Annotated in this window: 2 protein-coding genes and 2 pseudogenes; 1 reads left to right on the top strand and 3 read right to left on the bottom strand. The window is 71.4% G+C overall.

What is annotated here, in order from left to right:
• A partial coding sequence (locus CA984_RS43815) for a hypothetical protein (RefSeq protein WP_423229366.1) occupies positions 1 to 235 on the bottom strand: 235 nt, incomplete at its 3' end.
• Entirely contained in the window at positions 235 to 852 is a 618-nt protein-coding gene (locus CA984_RS43810) for a DUF6286 domain-containing protein (protein ID WP_086579136.1), read from the bottom strand. The genes CA984_RS43815 and CA984_RS43810, both read right to left, overlap by 1 nt.
• 151 nt (positions 853 to 1,003) lie before the next feature.
• Here CA984_RS43810 and CA984_RS43805 point away from each other — a divergent pair.
• Positions 1,004 to 1,888, top strand: a pseudogene (locus CA984_RS43805) (alanine racemase); the annotation flags it as partial.
• On the opposite strand, the pseudogene CA984_RS43800 reads toward CA984_RS43805, so the two are convergent.
• A pseudogene (locus CA984_RS43800) lies at positions 1,842 to 2,078 on the bottom strand (amino acid deaminase/aldolase); the annotation flags it as partial. The pseudogenes CA984_RS43805 and CA984_RS43800 overlap by 47 nt on opposite strands.

The raw sequence follows: 2,078 nt of genomic DNA, 5'->3' as shown, positions 1-2,078 counted from the left end.
CGGCGCCCAGCAACCACCGGATCGCCACCAGCGTCAGCGCCATCAGTAGCAGCGCGGCCAGCCACCCCACCAGCGGATGCTCGGCCAGGTAGCCGGGGATCCCCCTGTTCAGGATCCGGTCTCCACGCGGCTGGGGGAGCTTCCCGTGCCCCCGCAGGAACGCGTAGAGCCCGGCCCCGGTCAGCACCGCCCCGGTGACGGCCAGGCCGATCCGGTTGCCCAGATACGCCTTCATCAGATCCCCCGCCTGCGCAGCCGTACCACGACCTCACCCCCGCACATCGCGCCCAGACCCGCCATCCGGTCGCCGACCGCCGTACCGACCTGACGCAGCAGGTGCCCGGTCCGGTCCGCGTCGCTGACCACCGTGATCTCGATGTTCCGCCATCCGAGACGGACCCGCGCCCTGCCCACGTCGTTGACCGACTCGGCCGCCGCCCGCAGCGTACGGCGGAGCCCCGACCTGGTCAGGCCCAGCACCGTCCGGGGATCGGCGGCCTCCAGCGGCACCAGCCGAGTCCGCCCCGGCAGCACCGCGAGCCCGAGCAGCAGGGCCCCGGCCGCCATCGCGAGCAGCGCCAGGGCGAGCGGGCCGGCGTCGGACCATCTCGACTCACCGGCCCAGGCGGCGAGCTGCCGGTACGGCATCCGCCCGAACGGCGAGCCCGTCACCAGGCCGACCGTCGCCCCGGTCGCCGCCGCCAGCGCGACGGACACCGTCAGGGCGACCGCCACACCGGCCGGGGTCCTGCCCGGCCTCAGCAGCCGCAGCGACCGGCGGCGGACCGCCTGCAGGCTCTCACCGCCCGCCGTGCCGCCCGTGCTCGACATGATGTCCTGGAGAGTGCTCATCACCCGGTCAGGTTTACGCGGCCCCGGCAGCCCGGGGAAGGTCTGACCGGCCACTTTCACGATCTTGGAACCGCCCTGGCAGGAGAATTTACCGCCACGGCATCAACATGAGCAATATTCATATTCGGTTGGATCAGGTTATCCTGCCGTCATGGATGACCGCCAGCGCTACGACCGGGCCACCGCACAACTGGATCCCCCCTTCGCCGTGCTCGACCTGGCAGCCCTGCGCTCGAACGCCTCCGGCATGACCCGGCGCGCCGGCGGCAAACCCATCAGGGTCGCCAGCAAGTCGATCCGATCCCGCCCCGTCCTCGAACGCATCCTCGCCATGGACGGCTTCGCCGGCATCATGGCCTTCACCCTCCCCGAAGCCCTCTGGCTCGCCTCCACCGGACTACGCGACATCCTCGTCGCCTACCCCACCGCCGACCGCGCCGCACTCACCGCACTCGCCGCCGACACCCGCGCGGCACAGGAGATCACGGTGATGGTCGACCGGGCCGAACACCTCGACTTCATCGAATCGGCCGTCGCCGACGTCCGCGACCGCCACGAGATCCGGATCTGCCTCGACATCGACGCCGGATACGTCACCCTCGGCGGCAGATTCCGCGCCGGCGCCCGACGCTCCCCCATCCGCGAACCCGACCAGGCCGCCGACCTGGCAGCCGACGTCGCCAAACGCCCCGGCTTCCGCCTCGTCGGCCTGATGGCCTACGAAGCACAGATCGCCGGAGTCGGCGACAACCCCCCGGGCAACACCGCCCTCACCCGGGCGATCCGCCTGATGCAGGCCCGGTCACGGCGCGAACTGACCATACGCAGAGGCCGCATCGTCCAGGCCGTCACCCAGATCGCCGACCTGGAGTTCGTCAACGGCGGCGGCACCGGCAGCATCGAGAAGACCACCCGCGAGAAAGCCGTCACCGAAGTGGCCGCGGGATCGGGCTTCTTCCACCCCCGCCTGTTCGACTTCTACCGGAACTTCACCGGCCGCCCCGCCGCCCTGTTCGCCCTGCCCCGGTCCCGCCGCCGTTGACGAACTCCAGGTCGGCGATCTGGGTGACGGCCTGGACGATGCGGCCTCTGCGTATGGTCAGTTCGCGCCGTGACCGGGCCTGCATCAGGCGGATCGCCCGGGTGAGGGCGGTGTTGCCCGGGGGGTTGTCGCCGACTCCGGCGATCTGTGCTTCGTAGGCCATCAGGCCGACGAGGCGGAAGCC

Source organism: Streptosporangium minutum, from assembly GCF_002149035.1.
GTDB classification, from domain to species: Bacteria; Actinomycetota; Actinomycetes; order Streptosporangiales; family Streptosporangiaceae; genus Streptosporangium; species Streptosporangium minutum.
Note: the sequence above shows the minus strand (reverse complement) of the source record. Positions and strands in the feature narration are given on the sequence as shown.